Annotated in this window: 15 protein-coding genes; 6 read left to right on the top strand and 9 right to left on the bottom strand. The window is 60.8% G+C overall.

Annotation, left to right across the window (positions count from 1 at the left end):
* Position 1: 1 nt before the first annotated feature.
* Together J4D25_RS22060 and J4D25_RS22055 are read left to right on the top strand one after the other, a co-directional pair.
* Positions 2–1,621 carry a DUF2300 domain-containing protein gene (locus tag J4D25_RS22060; protein WP_057713138.1) on the top strand — a complete coding sequence of 540 codons (1,620 nt, stop codon included), beginning with the start codon at positions 2–4 and terminating at the stop codon, positions 1,619–1,621.
* Positions 1,622–1,624: 3 nt separating this feature from the next.
* Positions 1,625–2,437: a YfaP family protein gene (locus tag J4D25_RS22055; RefSeq protein ID WP_057713139.1), complete on the top strand. Its 813-nt coding sequence runs from the start codon at positions 1,625–1,627 to the stop codon at positions 2,435–2,437.
* A gap of 336 nt (positions 2,438–2,773) precedes the next feature.
* Here the strand turns inward: J4D25_RS22055 and J4D25_RS22050 are convergent, their stop codons facing one another.
* From J4D25_RS22050 to J4D25_RS22010, 9 genes are all read right to left on the bottom strand, one after another.
* Positions 2,774–3,520 (bottom strand): S24 family peptidase, encoded by a 747-nt coding sequence (locus J4D25_RS22050; RefSeq protein ID WP_057713140.1) that lies wholly within the window; start codon positions 3,518–3,520, stop codon positions 2,774–2,776.
* Positions 3,521–3,749: 229 nt separating this feature from the next.
* Positions 3,750–4,277, bottom strand: a complete 528-nt coding sequence (ppa, locus tag J4D25_RS22045; RefSeq protein WP_007990564.1) for an inorganic diphosphatase — start codon at positions 4,275–4,277, stop codon at positions 3,750–3,752.
* Positions 4,278–4,390: 113 nt separating this feature from the next.
* Positions 4,391–5,203: a zinc-dependent peptidase gene (locus J4D25_RS22040; protein WP_057713141.1), complete on the bottom strand. Its 813-nt coding sequence runs from the start codon at positions 5,201–5,203 to the stop codon at positions 4,391–4,393.
* 4 nt (positions 5,204–5,207) lie between these two features.
* Positions 5,208–5,864 (bottom strand): DedA family protein, encoded by a 657-nt coding sequence (locus tag J4D25_RS22035; RefSeq protein ID WP_057713142.1) that lies wholly within the window; start codon positions 5,862–5,864, stop codon positions 5,208–5,210.
* A 270-nt stretch (positions 5,865–6,134) separates the two neighbouring features.
* On the bottom strand, positions 6,135–6,596 hold the full coding sequence (locus J4D25_RS22030) for an N-acetyltransferase (protein ID WP_007990572.1): 462 nt from the start codon (positions 6,594–6,596) through the stop codon (positions 6,135–6,137).
* Between the two features lie 114 nt (positions 6,597–6,710).
* A complete protein-coding gene (eutC, locus tag J4D25_RS22025; RefSeq protein ID WP_057716554.1) occupies positions 6,711–7,535 on the bottom strand; it encodes an ethanolamine ammonia-lyase subunit EutC in 825 nt (274 codons plus the stop codon).
* A gap of 8 nt (positions 7,536–7,543) precedes the next feature.
* Entirely contained in the window at positions 7,544–8,938 is a 1,395-nt protein-coding gene (locus tag J4D25_RS22020; protein WP_057713143.1) for an ethanolamine ammonia-lyase subunit EutB, read from the bottom strand.
* A gap of 192 nt (positions 8,939–9,130) precedes the next feature.
* Positions 9,131–10,504 (bottom strand): ethanolamine permease, encoded by a 1,374-nt coding sequence (eat, locus tag J4D25_RS22015; RefSeq protein WP_057713144.1) that lies wholly within the window; start codon positions 10,502–10,504, stop codon positions 9,131–9,133.
* Positions 10,505–10,775: 271 nt separating this feature from the next.
* Complete coding sequence (locus J4D25_RS22010; RefSeq protein ID WP_034148108.1) at positions 10,776–12,296, bottom strand: aldehyde dehydrogenase family protein; 1,521 nt, start codon at positions 12,294–12,296, stop codon at positions 10,776–10,778.
* Positions 12,297–12,595: 299 nt separating this feature from the next.
* Between J4D25_RS22010 and J4D25_RS22005 the strand changes: the two genes are divergently transcribed.
* The 4 genes from J4D25_RS22005 to J4D25_RS21990 all read left to right on the top strand — a co-directional run bounded on the left by J4D25_RS22005 (position 12,596) and on the right by J4D25_RS21990 (position 16,922).
* Positions 12,596–14,509 carry a sigma-54-dependent Fis family transcriptional regulator gene (locus J4D25_RS22005; RefSeq protein WP_057713145.1) on the top strand — a complete coding sequence of 638 codons (1,914 nt, stop codon included), beginning with the start codon at positions 12,596–12,598 and terminating at the stop codon, positions 14,507–14,509.
* A gap of 157 nt (positions 14,510–14,666) precedes the next feature.
* Entirely contained in the window at positions 14,667–16,016 is a 1,350-nt protein-coding gene (gene mpl / locus J4D25_RS22000) for a UDP-N-acetylmuramate:L-alanyl-gamma-D-glutamyl-meso-diaminopimelate ligase (protein ID WP_057713146.1), read from the top strand.
* Positions 16,013–16,645, top strand: coding sequence for a flavin prenyltransferase UbiX (gene ubiX, locus J4D25_RS21995; protein WP_057713147.1), 633 nt, complete (start codon positions 16,013–16,015; stop codon positions 16,643–16,645). The genes mpl and ubiX overlap by 4 nt, the downstream gene beginning before the upstream one ends.
* Positions 16,638–16,922 (top strand): YceK/YidQ family lipoprotein, encoded by a 285-nt coding sequence (locus tag J4D25_RS21990; protein WP_057713148.1) that lies wholly within the window; start codon positions 16,638–16,640, stop codon positions 16,920–16,922. The genes ubiX and J4D25_RS21990 overlap by 8 nt, the downstream gene beginning before the upstream one ends.
* The last annotated feature ends 55 nt before the right edge of the window (positions 16,923–16,977 follow it).

Genomic DNA, 16,977 nt, shown 5'->3' with positions numbered 1-16,977 from the left:
CGTGCACAGGCGGCTGACAGCTTGGTTGTTGTGTTTGATCCCTGTGCTGGCAACGGCGCAGGACGAACCTTTGCGCCTGGCCTTCAAGGGCGATTTGTTGTCGCTGAGTCGAACGCAGGTGATCACCCGCGAGCCGTTGCCGCAGACGTTGCAGTCGCCATTGGGCAGTGTGTGGAAGTTGTTCGTCTACGCCTGGCTGGTGGACACCGGCGCGCGTGAGCCGGCTTATGAATGCCGGGGCCAGTCGAAGGAAGAGGTTTATTGCTGCACGGCGGGCGGCAGGATCGAGCGTGATCAGGCGTTGGTGAAGTCATGTGGTCTGTATTTCGAGCCCGCACGGTTGGGCATCAGCGATGCCGACTGGCGAGCCTATTGGCAGACGCGGCAGGCGCCGCAATGGTTGCTGGATTTGCCTTCGTTGCAACCGGCTACCCGGGTTTCGGTGGCGGAACTGTTGAAGATGTTGGCCGTGCTGCCGGCGCAGGATCAAGCCCGGCGTGTGTTGCTCGATGTGATGCTCAATGCCGCCGATGGCCAGGTCGTCGGCGAACTCGGAAGCCGTCTGCGGGTGAAGACCTGGAGCTGGCTGGCGGATCAGGATGCAACATCGCGACAGGGCGGGTTTGCCGGTTGGACGGCGGACGGTACACCGGTCTGGGCCGGCGGGCGCGGTACCAGTCAACGGGTACTGCGTGATTACGCGCAGGCACTGTCTACGGTGATTCCTGTTGCATGGCCTGTGGATGCAGGGCAGTGCGTAGAGGTCGACCTGTTCTCTCGCTATCCACTTCGGCGCGTGCTGTCAGGGGGCACCGCAGTGACTTCCGGGGCATTGCAGGGTGACTACCACGTCGAATTCGCCAACGGTAATGCGCTGGATATCCACAGCGACGGTGAACTTTTTCTGCTGAGCGACAAGCTCGTGGCTCGTCTGGATCGCGAAGAGTACGTTGCCCGTGTGCTCCAGCGCGAAGCCAGTACCGAACCGGTCGAAGCCGCCAAAGCCCTGGCCGTGGCCATCCGCACTTACCTGCTGCAAAACGCCACGCGCAGCGGTGACTGCCTGAGTATCGACGACAGCAGCAGTCGTCAGCGGGTCGCACCGCGTCCGGCGTCGTCCGAGTCTCGCGACATCGCCGCCTGGACCAGCGACCTGGTGCTGGCCGGCAGCACCATCACCTACCATTCCGATCAACCCGGCCCGGACAAACTGTCCTGGCAGCAAGCCGTCGAACAGGCCCGTGCCGGCCAGCGCTACGACGCCATCCTGCTGCACGCCTACCCACGCGCCAGTCTCAGTCGCTGGGACAACCCGATCGCGTCCTGCGAAGCGTTACCTGCCGCACAAGAATGGCTGCAGAAACAACGGCGCGGCTGGCGCCAAAAACTTGAAAGCGAAACCGGCTACAACGAAGTCAGCACCTTCGCCGTATGCCGCCTGGCATTCGGCCGCCCCTATGTCGACCGCGAACGCCAGCGCATCTACGTGCGTGGCGCGCAGACACTGCAAGACCGCCTCGACCTGACCCACGAATACCTGCACCTGGCCTTCGAAGCACACCCCAATGGCCAGGATGAAACCTACATCGAAGGGCTCGCCCGCCACCTCTTGCTGGAATAGACCATGAAACTCCGTTATCCACAGGTCTTGCTGTTGCTCTGTTCGCTGGTGGCGTTGCCATCGGTGATGGCGGCTGACAGCGTCAAACTCGACACGCCCGCAGGCGGCTGGCGCACCGGCGCGCCTGAGGGCGAAGGGGAAAACTTCCGGCAGACCGTCAACTACCCGGCTTCATCGGTGAATACCCCGACAGGGCAGGCCAACACGGCTCGCATCAGCGGGCAGATCAAAGCTACAGCGAAATCCACAGAGCCCGGCCGACTGATCGTCAACGGGGTCAGCATGCCGCTGAAAATCGACCCGGCCGGGCGCTTCGATCGCCCGTTCTCATTCCCCAACGGCAGCAACAGCGTCGAGGTTCGCAGCCCTGATGGCCAACAACGTCAGCGCACGCAATTTCTCAACAGCAGCGGCGGGGCGACCCCGGCCAAATTGCGCGTATTGCTGGCCTGGGACAGCGACGGCACCGACCTTGACCTCCACCTGATCACCCCCGACGGCGCGCACATCTGGTACGGCGACCGCGTCGTCCCCAACGGCGCAGCGCTCGACGTCGACGTCACCACCGGCTACGGCCCGGAAATCTTCGCCATGCCTGCGCCGATCAAGGGGCAATATCTGGTCTACGTGAACTACTTCGGTGGCGGGTACAGCAGTGATGAGGAGGGGCAGGAAGATGCGGTGCAAGCGCTGACTACCGCGCAGGTAACGGTGATTACCGAGGAAGGCACGCCGAGCGAGAAGATGGAGACGTTCCTGGTGCCGATGCGTGCGGTGGGGGAGTTGACGTTGGTGAAAGGGTTTAGTTATCCGTGAGGGGGAAGTGATAGCGCTGCTGAGACAAATGCAGGTTCTGGGCAGTTAACTTTTTTCAGGCATTAAAAAGCCGGCTTGTGGCCGGCTTCTCGGGGACTGGCTTGGATCATTTTTGGTAAACCGCGCCAGCCTTCAAAACGTACACCCGGATCTTGCGTCCGGCTGTGGGACCTGGTGAGAAAGTCATCTGCCAGGCCAGTGCATCTGAGCCGCAGGGCGGGTCGATGCACAAATGTGGGGCGCAGCATACGCAGGTTTGACGGAAATTCCCAGCGGGAAGTGCCGGGCAGAGCCTTTGGCCACCGGGGTGGGTGGTCGATGGGCGTTCTGGAGCGCTTAAAGAAAGGGCACCGTCGGCCGTCGTTTGTTCAGGGTCGACCACCAGAACACCCAGCCCAGCACCCTGATGTTCTGCTCTTCGATCTGTGCGGCCCTGAAGATTTCATCCGGGTATTCGGCGCGGTTGTGGCTGCGCAGTCGCAGGGAGTTGCCGGGTAGTCGGTGCAGGTACTTGATGCGCAGCATGCCGTCATGTTCGATGGCGTAGATCTCGCCATCGACAATTTGGGTCAGGCCACGGTCAATCGCCAGGGTCGAACCGTCTTCAATTTTCTCACCCATGCTATTGCCGCTCATCAGGGTGCAGATGGCGTCGGCGTGGTTGATTTCCAGGGAGTCGAGGTGGCTGCGGGGCAGGCGGATGGATTTCTCGGGATCTTCTATGACATGGGTTTTGTTGGATCCCGGGGCGGTGACAGCTTCTTTGAGGAATGGCAGTTCGACGTCGACAGGCTCTATGACCGTGTAGACGCCGCGGATGGTCTGGGCATCGAAGGTGTTGCCGGACTCGTCGAGCAGGCGCAGGTGTTGGGCGTCTTTCGAGCCTTCGCCGGTTTTCAGCCAGTCGCTGCTGACGGAGAGTTTTCTGGCGACTTCTTCCATGCAATGGGCAGGCACACCGCGGGTGTACCAGTTATGTACATTTTGCGGAGCCGTATCCAGGAATTCGGCAAATCCGGTGGTCGTGATGTTCGCTGCTTCGAGGAGCGCTTTGAAGCGTGGGCCGCTAGTGTTCTTTTTCATGAACGCGAGTCTACTGGCGGCTAACAAGGGATTGAATAAACGCCTCGTTCAAATTTTGCGGGAAATTTACGACCGGATGTAAGACGCTCTTGGGGAATTTTAAACAGGCAAAAACTATGGGAGGGCGTGTTTAAACGTGGTGTTTGGTGTGCTTGTCTGGCACCCACAAAAAACCCCGGATCATCCGGGGTTTTTCTTGCCGCTTGCAGCTAAAAGCCTGCAGCCGGGCTTAGCCTTTGTAGGCAGCAACCGACTTGGTGATCGCTTCGCGGGCGGCGTCTGCGCCGGCCCAGCCTTCGATCTTCACCCATTTGCCTTTTTCGAGATCTTTGTAGTTCGCGAAGAAGTGCTCGATCTGCTGGATCAGCAGAGCTGGCAGGTCGGTGTATTCCTTCACGTCGACGTACAGCTGGGACAGCTTGTCGTGTGGGACTGCGATGACTTTGGCATCGCCGCCGCCGTCGTCGGTCATGTTCAGGATGCCGACCGGACGGGCGCGGATTACCGAACCTGGAGCAACCGGGTAAGGGGTTACGACCAGCACGTCGAGGGGATCACCGTCGTCAGCCAGGGTGTTCGGGATGTAACCGTAGTTGGCCGGGTAGAACATTGGGGTGGCCATGAAACGGTCAACGAACAGGCAATCGCTGTCTTTGTCGATTTCGTATTTGATCGGCGCGTGGTTGGCCGGGATCTCGATCGCGACGTAGATGTCGTTCGGCAGGTCTTTGCCAGCCGGAATCTTGCTGTAGCTCATTGGGCGTTGCCCCCGTTAGTTGACCAAAAACACTTGGCCGGATTGACCAAAAAGTGGCGGCGATTATAGGCATATTCCTGTGTCGACGCCATGGACCAGAAGTCGTATGGCGCTCACTGGTGTGCCTGATAGACAGGGTCATGCGCCTGAAGTTGCTTCAACCTCGCCAGCGGATCCTGGCGATAGAACAGCTTCAACTGCTGGTACACCTGTGGATAAGCCTCGTGCAGCAAATCCGGGGCGCTGAAGAAGTATTCGCTGGTGACGGCGAAGAACTCGGCAGGATTTTCGGCGGCATACGGATCGATGGCGGTTTCGGCATCGGGATTGCGTTCCAGTTGCCGGTCGAGGTCGTCGTAGGCCTCTTGCATGACGTTGGCCCAGTCGCTGACGCGCATGTCGGCATGCAGCGGTGGCAGGCCGTTGGCGACGCCGTTGAGCATGTCGAGCTTGTGCGCCAGTTCGTGGATCACCAGGTTGTAGCCTTCCCAGCCTCCACTGGCCATTACGCCAGGCCAGGCGAGGATGATCGGGCCTTGCTGCCAGGCTTCACCGCTGTGCTCACCGTCCCATTCGTGCTCGACACCGCTGGCATCGCGATGGCGCTGGGGGCTGAGGAAGTCGTCTGGGTAGAGGATGATTTCGTGGAAGCCCTGATACCAGTTCAGGTCGCCGAGGTGCAGCAGCGGCAATTGCGCCTGGGCGGCGAGCAGCAGGCGTTGTTCCTGATGCAGTTCGACGCCGGGCAGGGCGCTCAGGTGCTTGTCTTCGAGGAACAGTACGCAGGCTTCGCGCAGCCATTGGTCTTCGGCGGCGCTGATGCCGTCGAGAAAACTCAAGTGATGGCGCACCCGTTGCCACATGTCGTCGGCAATCGGGTGTTTTGCCAGGGTGCGCTGGCGACGCCAGGCGCTCAGGGACCACATCGTGTCAGCGCGATTCGGCTTTGGAATTCGAACCGGCAAGGCGGTTACGCACCATGCCAATGATCATCGGCACCAGCGAGAGCAGGATGATGCCGACTACCAGTAGCGACAGGTTCTTCTTGATGAACGGCACGTTGCCGAAGAAGTAACCGAGCGTCACCAGGCCGCCGACCCATAGGAGGGTGCCCAGCACGCTGAAGGCAAAGAAACGCGGATAAGGCATTCTCCCCACGCCGGCGACGAACGGTGCAAAAGTACGGATGATCGGCAGGAAGCGCGCCAGGGTCACGGTTTTGCCGCCGTGCTTGTCGTAGAAGTCGTGGGTTTGTTGCAGGTAGTCACGACGGAAGATCTTCGAGTCCGGATTGCTGAACAGCTTTTCACCTGCCGTTCGTCCGATGATGTAGTTGGTGCTGTCGCCCAGGATCGCCGCCAGCATCAGCAGGCCGGCGAGCAGTACCGGATCCATGCCGCCACCGGCCGCCACGGCGCCAGCGATGAACAGCAGGGAGTCGCCCGGCAGGAAGGGCATGACCACAAGGCCGGTTTCACAGAAGATCACCATGAACAGAATGGCGTAGATCCATGCCCCGTAGTTGGTTACAAGCATGTCGAGGTAGACGTCGAGATGCAGGACAATGTCGATCGGGTTGAAATCCATGGAAAGCACCTGTGGTGACGGCCCGACTCAGCAGACCTGTGCGGATGACTTCGCGTAAGACTACGGATAGGGGTAGTTTTTCTTACAAGCCGGGAATATCGGGATTATACGAGGCGAGTGGTGAAAATCGCGTCGAGATTGTAGCGGGGAATGTCATGACAGGGCTGATGTTTGATAACGAACAGGTGGGAGCGAGCCTGCTCACGATGCCGTTACTTCGTTGGACCATTGTAATCCAGTCGATGCCATCGCGAGCAGGGTGCAGGTGATTCAGAGTTCGTCGCTGATCGGCAGCACGTAGTTCTTGAATTCGGTGTCTTCCTTGAATCCGATGGACTCGTAGGTTTTCTGCGCGACTTCGTTGTTGCTGCTGGTGGAAACACGCATGCGCACGGCATTGGTTTCCTTGGCCATTTTTTTTGCGGTGCGGATCAGGTTGTCGGCCACCAACTGGCGGCGGGCGTCTTCGGCGACATAAATATCGTTGAGGATCCACACACGTTTGAGCGAAAGCGAGGAGAAGCTCGGGTACAGCTGGCAGAAACCCATCAGTTTGTTGCTGTCATCATCGGACAGCGCCAGGTAGATCACCGACTCCTTGCGACGCAGGCGTTTCTCGAGGAACGCCCGGGACGAGTCCGGATACGGCAGGGAACCATAAAACTCGCGATATTTGACGAACAAGGGTGTCAGCAGGTCCAGGTGTTCGAGGGTCGCTTGAATAATCCGCATGGTAGGTCTCGTCTTCAAGTGGCTGTCTTACGTCTCTGACGGCGATGGGAAACCCTTGGCGGCCGCGCAACGATCCTGCCTGAAACTGGTACGAATGTGCAATGCGCAAGCGGTTCAGGCATTCGGCGGTCCGAGCAGGAAATTTCCTTTCATGTCGCCTCCCGTGTCCGAGTCCAGTGTCTGAACCTGCGCTTCGTCCTTCAGATTGACCCCTGACAACTGCCGCCGGCAGGCTTCGCGCATCAAATACAGCAATCGGTGTGCCGCCATGCCGTAGCTCAGGCCTTCGAGCCGGACATTGGAGATGCAATTACGGTAGGCATCGGTAAGGCCGACCTTGGGATTGTAGGTGAAATATAATCCCAGGCTGTCCGGGGAGCTGAGGCCAGGGCGCTCGCCGATGAGGATCACGGTCATTTTTGCGCCAAGCAACTCACCGATCTCATCGGCGACGGCCACCCGGCCCTGTTCTACGAGTACGACTGGCGCAACAGTCCAGCTGTCGCCGGTCATTTGCTCTTCGAAGCGCGCCAGAAACGGCAGGGTATGGCGATGAACGGCCAATGCCGACAGGCCGTCGGCGACCACGATCACCAGGTCCACGCCTCCCGGATGAGCCACCGCGTAATCACGCAGGGCCTGCGCCGAGGCATCACTGAGTTTTCGCCCCAGGTCGGGGCGTTGCAGGTACGTGTTGCGATCCGTCGCCGCACTGTGCAGCAAAAGGCACTCGCGATCACGTTCGGCCAATTGCGCGCTGAGGGAGGCATGGTCAAACGGCAAGTGCACCGCATCCCGCGCTTGAGCGTGGGCGTATTGGAAGTCCAGTTGTGCGCGGGTGGGAATGCTGGTGCCGGTGCGGCCCAGGGCAATTCGTGCCGGCGTCAGGCGTCGTAGCTCCAGCCAAGGGTTGTGTGGATCGAAGGGTAATTTATCCATGTCAATGCTCATCCCAGTTGCGCCAAGGCCTGCCGGAAGGCTGGCGGCAGGCTGTCGCCGAAGAGAACCCTGCCATCGGCTTGAGTGAAGATGCCCATTCTCGCCAGCCACTGTTCGAATTCCGGTGCGGGCTTCAACCCCAGGGTCTGCCGGGCGTAGAGCGCATCGTGGAACGAAGTGGTCTGGTAGTTGAGCATGATGTCGTCGGAGCCGGGGATGCCCATGATGAAGTTGATCCCGGCGACGCCCAGCAGGGTCAGCAGGGTGTCCATGTCGTCCTGGTCGGCTTCGGCGTGGTTGGTGTAGCAGATGTCGCAACCCATGGGCACACCGAGCAATTTGCCGCAGAAGTGGTCTTCGAGGCCGGCGCGGATGATCTGTTTGCCGTTGTACAGGTATTCCGGGCCGATGAAGCCGACGACGGTGTTCACCAGAAACGGTTTGAAATGCCGCGCCACGGCGTAGGCGCGGGTTTCGCAGGTTTGCTGATCGACGCCGTGATGGGCGTTGGCTGACAGCGCGCTGCCCTGGCCGGTTTCGAAGTACATCAGGTTCTGGCCCAGCGTGCCGCGATTGAGGCTCAAACCTGCGTCGTAACCTTCCTGCAATATATTGAGGTTGATGCCGAAACTGGCGTTGGCCGCTTCGGTGCCGGCGATCGACTGGAACACCAGGTCCAGCGGGACGCCACGATTGATCGCTTCGATCGACGTGGTGACATGGGTCAGCACGCACGCCTGGGTCGGGATTTCGTAGCGCTGGATGATCGCGTCGAGCATTTCCAGCATGGCGCAAATCGAGGCGATGCTGTCGGTGGCCGGGTTGATGCCGATCATGGCATCGCCGTTGCCGTGCAGCAGGCCGTCGAGAATGCTTGCGGCGATACCGGCCGGTTCGTCGGTGGGGTGGTTCGGTTGCAGGCGCGTGGACAGTCGCCCGCGCAGGCCGAGGGTGCCGCGGAATTTCGTGACCACACGGATTTTCTGCGCCACCAGCACCAGATCCTGCACGCGCATGATCTTCGACACGGCGGCAACCATTTCCGGGGTCAGGCCGGGGGCGAGGGCGCGCAGAACCTGCTCGTCTGCGGCATCGCTGAGCAGCCAATCGCGAAAGCCGCCGACGGTAAGGTGGCTGATGACCGCGAAGGCTTGTTTGTCGTGGGTGTCGATGATCAGGCGGGTGACTTCATCGGACTCATAGGGAATCAACACTTCTTGCAGGAAGTGGGATAGCGGAATGTCGGCCAAAGTCATCTGTGCCGCGACGCGCTCGCCGTCATTGAGGGCCGCGACACCGGCCAGAAAATCCCCGGAGCGCGCTGGGCTGGCCTTGGCCATCACATCCTTGAGGCTGTCGAAGCGATAGGTCTGGGCGCCGACGGAATGGGCATATACGGCCATGGGGGCGGAGTCCTCCTGTTCTCTAGCTAACACTGTCAATCCCTGTGGGAGCGAGCTTGCTCGCGATGACGGTTTCAAATCCAACGCATGTGTCGAATGAATATCCGCTATCGCGAGCAAGCTCGCTCCCACATGGAGCCTCTGTGCACTTTGATAAGGCAGGCACCGGCAAAAATCCCGGTGCCGGTGCATTCAGATACCTTCGAGCATAGCGTCTGCCGGTGCCTCGGAACGTTGCTTGGCAGTCAACTGGAAGTACAGGTACCCGGCAACCATGAAGCCGAGGAAGACCAGGCCGATCAAGGTGTTGAACCAGGCCATCGCCACCAGGCACACCACCGCCAGGAACAGCGCGATCCCCGGCACGATCGGATAGCCCGGCGCGCGGAAGGTGCGCTCCAGGTTCGGTTCGGTCTTACGCAGCTTGAACAGGCTCAGCATACTGATGATGTACATCACGATGGCGCCGAATACCGACATGGTGATCATCGCAGCCGTCAGGCTCATGCCTTGCAGGTTGACCAGGCCGTCGCTGTAGATCGCCGCGATGCCGATCACGCCGCCGGCCAGAATCGCCCGATGCGGCGTCTGGAAGCGCGAGAGTTTGGCCAGCCCCTTGGGCAGGTAACCGGCGCGAGCCAGGGCGAAGAACTGCCGGGAATAGCCAAGAATGATCCCGTGGAAACTTGCCACCAGACCGAACAGACCGATCCATACCAGCATGTGCATCCAGGTCGAATTATCGCCGACCACGGCTTTCATCGCCTGGGGCAGCGGATCGTTGATGTTCGACAGTTGACGCCAGTCGCCGACGCCGCCGGCCATCACCATCACGCCGATGGCCAGGAACACCAGGGTCAGAATGCCGCTGACATAGGCTCTGGGGATCGTGCGTTTCGGGTCCTTGGCTTCCTCGGCGGCCATGGCCGCGCCTTCGATGGCGAGGAAGAACCAGATCGCAAAGGGGATCGCCGCAAAAATCCCGGGAATCGAGCCCATCGTGAACTCGTTCGAACCCGACCAGCCATTGAGTACGAAGTTACTGAAGCTGAAGCCCGGGGCGACCACGCCCATGAATACCAGCAACTCAGCGACCGCCAGCACGGTGACCACCAACTCGAAGGTGGCCGCGATGCTGACACCTAGGATATTCAGGCCCATGAACACGAAATAGGCGCCAACGGCGGCGATTTTCGGGTCCAGTTCCGGGTATTGCACGTTGAGGTAGGCGCCGATGGCCATGGCGATGGCCGGTGGCGCAAAGACGAATTCGATCAGGGTGGCGATGCCGGCGATCAACCCGCCTTTCTCACCAAAGGCCCGGCGGCTGTAGGCAAACGGCCCGCCAGCGTGGGGAATCGCCGTCGTCAGTTCGGTAAAACTGAAGATGAAGCAGGTGTACATCGTCGCCACCATCAACGCGGTGACGAGAAAGCCCAGTGTGCCTGCGGTGCCCCAGCCGTAACTCCAGCCGAAGTACTCGCCGGAAATCACCAGGCCGACGGCAATGCCCCATAAATGCAGGGTGCCGAGTGTGGGTTTGAGCTGTGTGGAAGAAATAGTCATAAGTCCTCTCTAATTTTTATTGTTCGATCTTTTGGACTTTCGGGTGCGACGGGTTGGGTGCAATTCCTGAATGACGGGTACGCAAGGCCCGTGCCAGAGCGGCCAGCCTTTTGTGTTGTGTCATTTAAGTCGCTATCGCGAGCAAGCTCGCTCCCACAGGGTTCTGTGTCAGGTCTCAACAGCTGGATTCACCACAAAAACCTGTGGGAGCGGGCTTGCTCGCGAAGGCGGTAGAAAGGGCGACACAGAGTTAACTGTGTCGCCCCCGGTTTTAGAAGAAGCCCAGCGGATTGATGTCGTAGCTCACCAGCAGGTTTTTGGTCTGCTGATAGTGGTCGAGCATCATCTTGTGGGTTTCACGACCGACGCCGGACTTCTTGTACCCGCCGAACGCGGCGTGCGCCGGGTACAGGTGGTAGCAGTTGGTCCACACCCGACCGGCCTTGATGGCGCGGCCCATGCGGTAGGCGCGGTTGATGTCGCGGGTCCAGAGGCCGGCGCCCAGGCCGAACTCGGTGTCGTTGGCGATGGCCAGGGCTTCGGCTTCGTCCTTGAAGGTGGTGATGCTCACCACCGGACCGAAGATTTCTTCCTGGAACACGCGCATTTTGTTGGTGCCCTTGAGCAGCGTCGGCTGGATGTAATACCCGCTCGCCAGGTTGCCCTCGAGTTTTTCGACCTTGCCGCCGGTCAGCAGCTCGGCGCCTTCGCCCTTGGCGATTTCCAGGTACGAAAGGATTTTGTCGAATTGCTGTTCGGACGCCTGGGCGCCGACCATGGTGTCGGTGTCCAGCGGGTCGCCACGTTTGATTTGCAGGACTTTTTTCATCACGACGGCCATGAATTCGTCGTAGATCGACTCTTGCACCAGCGCCCGGGAAGGGCAGGTGCAGACTTCGCCCTGGTTGAAGAATGCCAGCACCAAGCCTTCGGCGGCCTTCTCGATGAAGGATGGTTCGGCTTTCATGATGTCTTCGAAGAAGATGTTCGGCGACTTGCCACCCAGCTCCACGGTGGACGGAATGATGTTTTCGGCCGCGCATTTCATGATGTGCGAGCCGACCGGGGTCGAGCCGGTGAAGGCAATCTTGGCGATGCGTTTGCTGGTGGCCAGGGCTTCGCCGGCTTCTTTGCCGAAGCCTTGCACGATGTTCAGCACGCCCGGTGGCAGCAGGTCGCCGATCAGTTCGACCAGCACGGTGATGCCCAGCGGGGTTTGCTCGGCGGGTTTGAGCACCACGCAGTTGCCGGCAGCCAGCGCCGGGGCGAGTTTCCAGGCGGCCATCAGGATCGGGAAGTTCCACGGAATGATCTGCCCGACCACGCCCAGCGGTTCATGGATGTGATAGGCCACGGTGTTGCCGTCGATTTCGGCGGCGCTGCCTTCCTGGGCGCGGATGCAACCGGCGAAGTAGCGGAAGTGGTCGGCGGCCAGAGGGATGTCGGCGTTGAGGGTTTCGCGAACGGCTTTGCCGTTATCCCAGGATTCGGTGATTGCCAGCAGTTCGAGGTTCTGTTCGATGCGGTCGGCGATTTTCAGCAGCACCAGCGAGCGTGCCTGGGCGGACGTGGCGCCCCAGGCATCGGCCGCCGCGTGGGCAGCGTCCAGGGCCTTGTCGATGTCTTCGGCCGTGGAGCGGGGGAATTCGGCAATCGGTTGGCCATTCACTGGCGAGGTATTGGTGAAGTACTGACCTTTGACAGGCGCGACGAACTCGCCGCCGATGTAGTTACCGTATTTGGCTTTGAACGAAACGATAGCGCCTTCAGTACCGGGGTGAGCGTAACGCATGGTGGTCTCTCCTTGCTTTTGTGCTTATAGGGAGTCGCGCATGTGCGCTTGCTTTAAGCGTAGAGCAAGGGGCGGGCCAGTGCCTTGCATGTCAGGTAAATCAAGGCCTTGCGAGGTTTTTGTCGGACGGGCGGGTAGCGCCTGTGACGCTTTCGGTACAGCCTGGGTGACACTTTGTACCCTTTGTGGCACAGCTTGTGACCAACCGGTCTTGCAGGCATTGCAATGCGGGCCGGGCTGGAGGATGCTCGGCATCACCTCATGCACGGGTCGCCGAGCCCCGGGGAGAATAATAAGAAATGCACGACAACCATTTGAGTCGCCATGCCCAGCAAGTATTGACGGTGACCCAGGGCAAGACCCACCTGCACGGTCCGGGTAGCGATCCGTCCATCGCCCGTTCCTGGCTGCGCTGCCTTGAGGACTATCACCTCGATCCGGCCCTGAGCATCGCGCCGACGGTGCTGGAACATGGCCGTGTCCTGGAAAGCCGCGAGCGCTTGCAGCAAGTGCTGCACATCGCCGGCAATGAAATGACCAGCCTGCATCAACAGCTCTCCGGCGCCGGTCATGCAGTGCTGCTGACCGACGCCCGCGGCGTGATCCTCAACTGCGTCACCGCGCCCGCCGAACGCCAGATCTTCGAGCGCGCCGGCCTTTGGCTCGGGGCCGACTGGAGCGAGGCCTGCGAAGGCACTAACGGTATCGGCACCTGTCTGGTGGAGCGTCAGTCGCTGACCATCCATCAGGACGAACACTTTCGCGGCCGCCACACCGGCCTGACCTGCTCGGCGAGCCCGGTCTTCGATCCCCATGGCGAATTGCTGGCGGTGCTCGACGTGTCGTCGGCGCGGCGCGATGTGTCGCGGCAAAGCCAGTTCCACACCATGGCACTGGTCAATCTGTCGGCGAAGATGATCGAGAGCTGCTACTTCCTGCGCTGCTTCGACAACCAATGGTTGTTGCGTTTTCACTTGCAAGCCGAGTCCGTCGGTCTGTTCAGCGAAGGGCTGCTGGCGTTCGACGGGGAAGGGCGCATTTGCGCGGTCAACCAGAGTGCGCTGAACCTGCTGGGACATATTCGCGGCGGCTTGCTGGGTAAGCCGGTGGAGGCGTTTTTCGATTGCTCGCTCGATGAGTTGCTCGGTCGCGCAAGCACCAATGCCGCCGCCAGTTGGCCGTTGCGCACCCGTGATGGTCGCAAGCTGTTCGCGGTATTGCGCGGTGAGGCACGGCGGCCGCTGCCAACTCCGTTGGTGCCAGCGGCCAAGGTCGCACAAGCACCGCACCTGTCGGGCATTTGCCTGGATGACGCGACGTTGCAGGCGGACTTCCGCAAAGCCTTGCGCGTCTACGAGCGCGACGTACCGCTGCTGATCAACGGCGAAACCGGCTCCGGCAAGGAGGCCTTTGCCAAAGCGGTGCACCACGCCAGCCAGCGGGCGGAGAAAGCCTTTGTCGCCCTCAATTGCGCGGCCATTCCCGAAAGCCTGATCGAAAGCGAGCTGTTCGGATATCGCGGCGGCAGCTTTACCGGTGCACGCAAGGAGGGGATGCGCGGCAAGTTGCAACAAGCCGATGGCGGGACCCTGTTCCTCGATGAAATCGGTGACATGCCACTGGCCTTGCAGACGCGCTTGCTGAGGGTGCTCGAAGACCGGCAAGTGGTGCCGATCGGCGGCGAGCCGGAATCGGTGAATGTGCGGATCATCAGTGCCACTCACCGTAAGTTGCTGGATCGTGTGCAGGACGGCAGCTTCCGTGAGGATTTGTATTACCGGCTCAACGGGCTGGAAGTCGCGTTGCCAGCCTTGCGTGATCGTAGCGACAAATCCCGGTTGCTCGACTTTTTGCTGGCCGAGGAGGCGGGCGGAGAAACCGTATTGATCGACGGGCCGGCGCGGGAGGCCTTATTGGGGTTCGCCTGGCCGGGTAACGTGCGGCAGTTGCGTAATGTGCTGCGTACGTTGGCAGCACTGTGTGAGGACGGGCGGATCGGCCTGGAGGATTTGCCGGCGATGATTCGCCAGGCGCGGCCGGTAGTGTCGACGATTGAAGAAGCTTCGGAGCATCCGCTGGAAGATGCCGAGCGGCTGGCGCTACTCACGGCGCTGGAGCAGACGCGCTGGCATATGACGCATACAGCGGAGCAGTTGGGGGTCAGTCGCAATACCCTTTATCGGAAGCTGCGCAAGCACGGTATCGCCCGATAAACCGCGTCGAACCATTCGCGAGCAAGCCCGCTCCCACAGGGTACACGCGGTCCCTGTGGGAGAGGGCTTGCTCGCGAAGGCGTCCTCAACTCTGAAACATCAGGTGCGATTTTCCCCTCCCTAAGCTAACCTGCGGCCATGTTTTACGAGGTCGACTATGCACATTCATATTCTTGGTATCTGCGGCACTTTCATGGGGTCAATGGCGGTTCTGGCCAAAGAGCTGGGCCATCACGTGACGGGCTCCGATGCCAACGTCTATCCGCCGATGAGCACTCAGCTGGAAGCCCAGGGCATTGAATTGACCCAAGGCTACGACCCGGCGCAACTCGATCCGGCCCCTGATCTGGTGGTGATCGGCAACGCCATGTCCCGGGGCAACCCGGCTGTGGAGTACGTGCTGAACAAAGGCCTGCCCTACGTCTCCGGCCCACAATGGCTGGCCGATCACGTGCTGCAAGGTCGCTGGGTACTGGCGGTTGCCGGTACGCACGGCAAGACCACCACCAGCAGCATGTTGGCCTGGGTGCTGGAACACGCGGGCATGAGTCCGGGCTTCCTGATCGGTGGCGTGCCGCAGAATTTCTCGGTGTCGGCGCGCCTGGGTGGCACGCCGTTCTTCGTCATCGAAGCCGACGAATACGACAGCGCCTTTTTCGACAAGCGCTCCAAGTTCGTGCACTACCGCCCGCGCACGGCAATCCTGAACAATCTCGAATTCGATCACGCGGACATCTTCCCGGACCTGCCGGCCATCGAGCGGCAGTTCCATCACTTGGTGCGGACCATTCCGAGCGAAGGCCTGGTGATTCATCCGACCACCGAGCCGGCGCTGCAGCGTGTCATCGAGATGGGCTGCTGGACTCCGGTGCAGACCACGGGTGCCGGCGGCCAGTGGCAGGTCGAGTTGCTCAGCGAAGACGGCTCGGCCTTTGAAGTGATGTTTGAAGGTGTTTCCCAAGGCGTGGTCGAGTGGGACATGACCGGTCAGCACAACGTCGCCAACGCACTGGCTACCCTGGCTGCGGCGCGCCACGTCGGCGTCGTGCCGTCCATGGGCATCGCCGCGTTGAGCGCCTTCAAAAGCGTGAAGCGCCGGATGGAAAAAGTCGCGGAAGTGGGTGGCGTCACCATTTATGACGACTTCGCTCACCACCCGACCGCCATTGCCACCACGCTGGATGGCCTGCGCAAACGCATCGGCGATGCGCCGTTGATCGCGATCATCGAGCCGCGTTCCAACTCCATGAAGCTTGGCGCGCACCGCGACGGATTGCCGGAAAGCGTGGTCGATGCCGATCAGGTGATCTGGTACGCCCCGGCCAACCTCGGCTGGGACCTGGCGGCCACGGCGGCGCTGTGCACCGTGCCGTCGATTGTCAGCGACTCCCTGGAAGGCATCATCGAACGCGTGAAGAGTCAGGCGCAACCAGGCACTCACGTGGTGATCATGAGCAACGGCGGCTTCGGCGGCCTGCACGGCAAACTCGCCGAGGCGCTAAAATGAACAACGGCCCGGACCGCATCACCCTGGCGATGACCGGCGCTTCCGGTGCTCAGTACGGTTTGCGCCTGCTCGACTGCCTGGTGCGGGAAGATCGTGAAGTGCACTTCCTGATTTCCAAGGCGGCGCAATTGGTGATGGCCACCGAAACCGACGTCACGCTGCCGGCCAAGCCGCAGATGATGCAGGCGTTCCTCACCGAATACACGGGGGCTGCCGCCGGGCAGATTCGCGTGTATGGCAAGGAAGACTGGATGTCGCCAGTGGCTTCGGGCTCCGGTTCGCCGGCGGCGATGGTGGTGGTGCCGTGTTCCACCGGCACTCTGTCGGCTATTGCCACCGGTGCCTGCAACAACCTGATCGAGCGTGCCGCCGACGTGACGCTCAAGGAACGTCGGCAGCTGATCCTGGTACCCCGTGAAGCACCGTATTCGAGCATCCATCTGGAGAACATGCTCAAGTTGTCGAACATGGGCGTGACGATTCTGCCGGCATCGCCGGGCTTCTATCATCAACCGCAAACCATCGATGACCTGATCGACTTTGTCGTGGCGCGGATCCTTAACGTGCTCAATATTCCTCAGGACATGTTGCCGCGCTGGGGCGAGCATCATCTGACCAGCGATGAATAAGCTGCTGGTGATGTTGCTGGCGCTGCAATTGGCCGGGTGCGCCACGGCGCGCACCCTCGATGCGGCCAAGGCGGGGGCGCCGGTGGTGTACGCCGGGACTCGCCTGGATTTGTACGCAATGAACGGTGGGTGCTGTGCGATGGACCGATTCGGCGCCGAAGCACCGAGCTATCCGGGCGTTGATCTGCCGGCCAGTGCGTTGCTCGACACGCTGCTGTTGCCGCTGTCGTTGCTGACGGTGATAGGGGTGAGTTTTCAGGCGACGGGTGGGTTGTAGGTATAGCGCTTTTGTGGCGAGGGGGCTTGCCCCCGTTGGGCTGCGAAGCAGCCCC

It is taken from the genome of Pseudomonas sp. GW456-L13 (assembly GCF_017350115.1).
Classification (GTDB): Bacteria; Pseudomonadota; Gammaproteobacteria; order Pseudomonadales; family Pseudomonadaceae; genus Aquipseudomonas; species Aquipseudomonas jessenii.
This window is presented reverse-complemented; position numbering and strand designations above follow the sequence as displayed.

Coding starts and splice junctions, on each gene's coding strand:
- J4D25_RS22055 (WP_057713139.1), top strand. CDS start 1,625: ATGAAACTCCGTTATCCACAGGTCTTGCTGTTGCTCTGTTCGCTGGTG.
- J4D25_RS22050 (WP_057713140.1), bottom strand. CDS start 3,520: ATGAAAAAGAACACTAGCGGCCCACGCTTCAAAGCGCTCCTCGAAGCA.
- ppa (WP_007990564.1), bottom strand. CDS start 4,277: ATGAGCTACAGCAAGATTCCGGCTGGCAAAGACCTGCCGAACGACATC.
- J4D25_RS22040 (WP_057713141.1), bottom strand. CDS start 5,203: ATGTGGTCCCTGAGCGCCTGGCGTCGCCAGCGCACCCTGGCAAAACAC.
- J4D25_RS22035 (WP_057713142.1), bottom strand. CDS start 5,864: ATGGATTTCAACCCGATCGACATTGTCCTGCATCTCGACGTCTACCTC.
- J4D25_RS22030 (WP_007990572.1), bottom strand. CDS start 6,596: ATGCGGATTATTCAAGCGACCCTCGAACACCTGGACCTGCTGACACCC.
- eutC (WP_057716554.1), bottom strand. CDS start 7,535: ATGGATAAATTACCCTTCGATCCACACAACCCTTGGCTGGAGCTACGA.
- J4D25_RS22020 (WP_057713143.1), bottom strand. CDS start 8,938: ATGGCCGTATATGCCCATTCCGTCGGCGCCCAGACCTATCGCTTCGAC.
- eat (WP_057713144.1), bottom strand. CDS start 10,504: ATGACTATTTCTTCCACACAGCTCAAACCCACACTCGGCACCCTGCAT.
- J4D25_RS22010 (WP_034148108.1), bottom strand. CDS start 12,296: ATGCGTTACGCTCACCCCGGTACTGAAGGCGCTATCGTTTCGTTCAAA.
- J4D25_RS22005 (WP_057713145.1), top strand. CDS start 12,596: ATGCACGACAACCATTTGAGTCGCCATGCCCAGCAAGTATTGACGGTG.
- mpl (WP_057713146.1), top strand. CDS start 14,667: ATGCACATTCATATTCTTGGTATCTGCGGCACTTTCATGGGGTCAATG.
- ubiX (WP_057713147.1), top strand. CDS start 16,013: ATGAACAACGGCCCGGACCGCATCACCCTGGCGATGACCGGCGCTTCC.
- J4D25_RS21990 (WP_057713148.1), top strand. CDS start 16,638: ATGAATAAGCTGCTGGTGATGTTGCTGGCGCTGCAATTGGCCGGGTGC.